At 75.1% G+C, this 4591-nt stretch carries 5 protein-coding genes; 4 read left to right on the top strand and 1 reads right to left on the bottom strand.

The features are described 5' to 3' along the window. The first annotated feature begins 149 nt into the window (after positions 1-149). From AC0B61_RS36935 to AC0B61_RS36925, 3 genes are all read left to right on the top strand, one after another. A complete protein-coding gene (locus tag AC0B61_RS36935) occupies positions 150-374 on the top strand; it encodes a hypothetical protein (RefSeq protein WP_471746886.1) in 225 nt (74 codons plus the stop codon). A gap of 129 nt (positions 375-503) precedes the next feature. After that, positions 504-1157, top strand: a complete 654-nt coding sequence (locus AC0B61_RS36930; protein WP_471746884.1) for a 4'-phosphopantetheinyl transferase family protein — start codon at positions 504-506, stop codon at positions 1155-1157. A 41-nt stretch (positions 1158-1198) separates the two neighbouring features. Next, a complete protein-coding gene (locus AC0B61_RS36925) occupies positions 1199-1582 on the top strand; it encodes a barstar family protein (protein ID WP_471746882.1) in 384 nt (127 codons plus the stop codon). A 40-nt stretch (positions 1583-1622) separates the two neighbouring features. Here AC0B61_RS36925 and AC0B61_RS36920 read toward each other — a convergent pair whose 3' ends face one another. Further along, complete coding sequence (locus AC0B61_RS36920; RefSeq protein ID WP_471746880.1) at positions 1623-2618, bottom strand: polysaccharide deacetylase family protein; 996 nt, start codon at positions 2616-2618, stop codon at positions 1623-1625. A gap of 244 nt (positions 2619-2862) precedes the next feature. Between AC0B61_RS36920 and AC0B61_RS36915 the strand changes: the two genes are divergently transcribed. Then, on the top strand, positions 2863-4500 hold the full coding sequence (locus AC0B61_RS36915) for a CehA/McbA family metallohydrolase (protein ID WP_471746878.1): 1638 nt from the start codon (positions 2863-2865) through the stop codon (positions 4498-4500). The last annotated feature ends 91 nt before the right edge of the window (positions 4501-4591 follow it).

The following is a 4591-nucleotide window of genomic DNA, read 5'->3' as shown; positions in this document are numbered from 1 at the left end:
TCGACATCTCGAAGCGTGAGGGGCGGCCGCCTCTGCTGTCTCGCGAAGAACCGCAGATCAGCAGGTTGGGTGACCTGCGAGGTTAAACAACAAGCACAGAGGGTGTTGACGGATCGTCACCCGCCATGCCGACCCGGAGGCTCCGTCACATGCGCACCGTTCTCGCCGCCCTGCTCCTCGGCGCCGCCGCCCTCGCCCCGGCCGCCACCGCCGCCACCGGCGCGCCCGCCGCCGTCTCGCCCGCCGCCACCGGCGCCGCACACCGGGAGGTCAACCAGGGCTACAGCATCCCGGTCGGCGGCGTCACCGACCTCGGCGCGCTGCCCGTCCTCGGCAGCCTCGGGCTGGACTTCGCCCGGCTGCTCGGGCAGTAGGGGCGGCCGTCACCCGAGGCTGCCCTCCCCCAAGGCGGCGGTCCCGGTTCGCCCGCGAAGATCCCCCCGACCGGGTTACCCTCGTCCCGCGCGGCGACGGCTCCGCGCGACCGACCGAGGGGGGAACGGGTGATCGGGGACCTGCTGCCAGGTGTCGTCGTGACCGAGGTGGCGTACGACGACCCACCGGGGGCCCGGCTGGAGCCGGAGGAGGAGGCGGTCCTCGCCCGGGCCGTGGACAAGCGGCGCCGCGAGTTCACCACCGTCCGCCACTGCGCCCGGGCAGCCCTCGCCCGGCTCGGCGTCCCCTACCGCCCGCTCGTCCCGGGTCTGCGCGGCGCGCCGAGCTGGCCGGCCGGCGTGGTCGGCAGCCTCACGCACTGCGACGGCTTCCGCGCGGCGGCCGTGGCCCGGGCCGGCGCCCTGGCCTCCGTCGGCATCGACGCGGAACCTGCCCTGCCGCTGCCGGAGGGCGTGGTGGAGGTCATCGCGCTGCCCGTCGAGCAGAACCGGCTCGCCGGTCTGGCCGCCGCGGATCCGGGCACGCCGTGGGACCGCATCCTGTTCAGCGCCAAGGAGTCGGTGTACAAGGCGTGGTTCCCGCTGACCGAGCTCTTCCTGGACTTCAGCGAGGCCGAGCTGGAGCTCTCCCCCGACGGCTCCTTCACCGCCCGGCTGCTGGTCCCCGGCCCGGTGGTCGGCGGGCGGCGCGTCGAGGGCTTCGACGGCCGCTGGGCCGTCCGGGACGGGCTGCTCGCCACCGCCATCGCGGTCGAGCCGTGACGCAGTCCGCCGCGCCAGGCCGTCGGCATATCCTCGTCCCCGTGACGGTGACTTACGTGATCGACGGCAGCAGGATCGGCACCCTGGAGGACTTCTGGGACGTCGTCGGGCAGGAGATCGGCGTCGACGGCTACTTCGGCCGCAACCTCGACGCCTTCGCCGACTGCCTGCGCGGCGGCTACGGCACGCCCGAGGACGAGGCCTGGGTCATCGAGTGGCGCCGCCACGAGGTCTCCCGCCGCAACCTCGGCTACCCGGAGACGGTCCGGCAGCTGGAGCTCCGCCTCGGCCGGTGCCACCCGACCAACCGCGGGCACGTCGCCGCCGAGCTGACGGACGCCCGGGCGGGGAAGGGGCCGACGGTCTTCGACTGGCTGGTCCGGATCATCGAGGAGGAGCACCCGGGGGGCCTCCGCCTGGCATAGGAACACCCGGGGGGCTCCGCCTGGCGGCGCCCCCCGGGGCCTACATCACGTCCGAGAGCCGGACGAACCGCCGCCCCGCCGCGAGCATCCCCGGCACCGCCGCGGCCACGCCGGGGGCGGTGCCGCCGCCCGGGTGGTTCAGGTGGCCGATCACGATCGCGCCCGGCGGGGCCGACGCGACCTCCTGCCGTACCTGGGAGGCGCTGAGCGTCGCCCCGCCGTCCCCGTTCACGGTGAAGCCGGCGACGCGTTCGCCCAGGTCGGCGACCACCCGGGTGGCGACGTCGTCGTAGTGCGCGGTGCCGGAGCGGAAGAAGCGGGGCGGGTGCCCGAGGAGCGCGGCCAGCTTGTGCGCGTTGCCCGCCACCTCGTCGTACACCTCGCCGACGCCGCCCGTGCCGGCGATGCCGTAGGCGGAGCGGCCGGTGACCGAGAGCGGGCGGTGGACGGTGCCGTGGTTGCCGATCTCGAACAGCGGGTCGGCGGCGAGCTGATCGAATTCGTCCGGGTTGGCGTCGATCCAGCGGGCGTTCAGGAACAGCGTGGCCGGGACGGCGTGTGCGCGCAGGAAGTCGATCAGGTCGGCGTCGTAGCCGTTGCCGCCGGGACCGCCGCAGGCGTCGAAGGTCAGCGCCGTCGCGCGCTCGCCGTCGGGCAGCTCGGTGATCACCCCGGCGACCTCCAGTCCCCAGTCGGCCGGGGCCACGCCGCCGTACCGCTCCACCACCTCGGCCCTGGTCGGCTCGTGCGGCGGCTGCTTGGGGGGCTCCGGTGTCGGCGTGGCCGCGGCCTCCGCAGCCGTGGCGGCCCCGGCGGGCGAAGCGGCCCCGGCGGGCGAAGCGGCCCCGGCGGGCGCGGTAGACGCGGTGGGCGCAGCGGACGCTTCCGAGCCGGCGGACGCCGCGGACGCCGTCGCCGATGAGGAGGCTGACGACGGCGCGGGCGATCCGGCGCCCGTCGACGCCGCCTTGGCCCCGCACCCGGCCAGCGCGCCCCCGGCCACCACCATCAGCAGCGCCCGCCGACTCACCGCCACGCCGGCCTCCTCGACCCATCGCACCGCATCACATCGCCTCACATATCAACCGATGACATGACTAATGAACCGACCATTCGTCACTCCCCGCAACTCGCTCCCGGCTCTGCCCGGCCCTGCCCGGCCCCTCTTCACCGACCCGCCCCGCCCCCGTGGGCCCCGACTCACCCCCGGTTCACCCGCCGGGGTAGGCACGCGAGCGACCCGCCCACCGCGCCCCGACCACCGCGATCCGGAGACCTCGATGCCGACCGAGCCCAGCGCCCCGCACGCCTCGCCACCCACCGAAGCCCTCCCCGCCCGCCGCGATCTACTCCGCACCGGCCTCGCCACCGGTGCCGCCACCGCCCTCGCCCTGGCCGCATCCACCGGCGAGGCCACCGCGCTCCCCGGCGAAGCCCGCACCGACACCCCCGCCGGCCCGCCCATCGGTACCCCCGCCGGTACCCCCGACCAGACCCTCACCCTCACCGGCCGTCTCCCCACCGGAGCGCCCGACTTCGTCTACCTGCCGGTCGAAGTCCCCGAGGGCGTCCGGGAGATCGCCGTCTCCTACAGCTACGACAAGCCCCCGGTCCCGGCCGGCACCCCCGGCAACTCCTGCGACATCGGGATCTTCGACGAGCGCGGCACCGACCTCGCCGGCCCCGGCTTCCGCGGCTGGTCCGGCGGCTTCCGCACCGAGTTCAGCCTCTCCCGCTCCGCCGCGACCCCCGGCTACCTCCCCGGACCGATCGGCCCCGGCACCTGGCACGTCGTCCTGGGCCCGTACCAGATCGCCCCGCAGGGCCTGGAGTACCGCGTCCAGGTCACCCTCCGGTTCGGCGCGCCCGGGTCGCAGTTCGTCCCGCACTACCCGGCGGAGCGGGCCCGTGGCCGCGGCCGGGCCTGGTACCGGGGCGACTGCCACCTGCACACCGTGCACTCCGACGGACGGCGCCTGCCCGAGGAGGTCGCGGCCGGGGCCCGGGCGGCCGGGCTGGACTTCATCGTCTCCACCGACCACAACACCAGTTCCTCGCACGCCGTCTGGGGCCCGCTCGCCGGCCCCGACCTGCTGATCCTCCCGGGCGAGGAGGTCACCACCCGCAACGGCCACTGGCTGGCCCTCGGCTTGGAAGCCGGCCAGTTCGTCGACTGGCGTTACCGCTCCCGTGACGAGGAGTTCCCGCGCTTCGTCCGCCAGGTCCACCGCTCCGGCGGCCTGGTGGTGCCCGCGCACCCGTACTGCCCGTACGTCGCCTGCCAGTGGAAGTTCGGCTACGACCAGGCCGACGCCGTCGAGGTGTGGAACGGCCCCTGGACGTACGACGACGAGTCCGCGGTGGACACCTGGGACGGCCGGCTCGCCGTCGCCCTGCGCGAGGGCCGCTCCTGGCTCCCGGCCATGGGCAACAGCGACGCGCACAGCGAGCCGCAGGCCATCGGCTCCCCGCACAACGTGGTCCTCGCCGAGGACCTCACCCGGGACGCGATCCTCGACGGGCTGCGCGACGGCCGCAGCTGGCTCGCCGAGTCGTCCGACATGCGGCTGGAGTTCACGGTCACCGGGCACGGCCGCCAGGCGGGCATCGGCGAGGAGCTGACCGTCCCGGCCGACGCGCCGCTGGATGTCCGGCTCACCGTCTCGGGCGTGCCCGGCGGCACCGTCCGGCTGATCACCGACGAGGGGCAGCTGCACCAGGAGTCCCTGCCCGCCGGCGGCTCCGGCACGGTGGTGTGGCGCACCACGGCCTCGCTCGCCGCCTACGTCCGGGCCGAGGTGCGCCACCCGAAGGCCGACGGCACACCGGGCCGGGGCAACGCGATGGGCCCGGACCTGCCCTGGGGCGCGATGGCGGCGCTCACCAACCCGATCGTCCTGCGGGCCGCAGAGCACTAGAAGTCTCCTGAAGATCTTGTTGTTGGTGGAGGGGTGTCCCCGGGTGGGGATGCCCCTCTGTCGTTATGCGGTGGTGGGGGTGAGGGTCCAG

It is taken from the genome of Kitasatospora sp. NPDC023385, assembly GCF_055664045.1.
The sequence above is the reverse complement of the archived record's forward strand: the minus strand, read 5'-3'. Positions and strand labels throughout refer to the sequence as shown.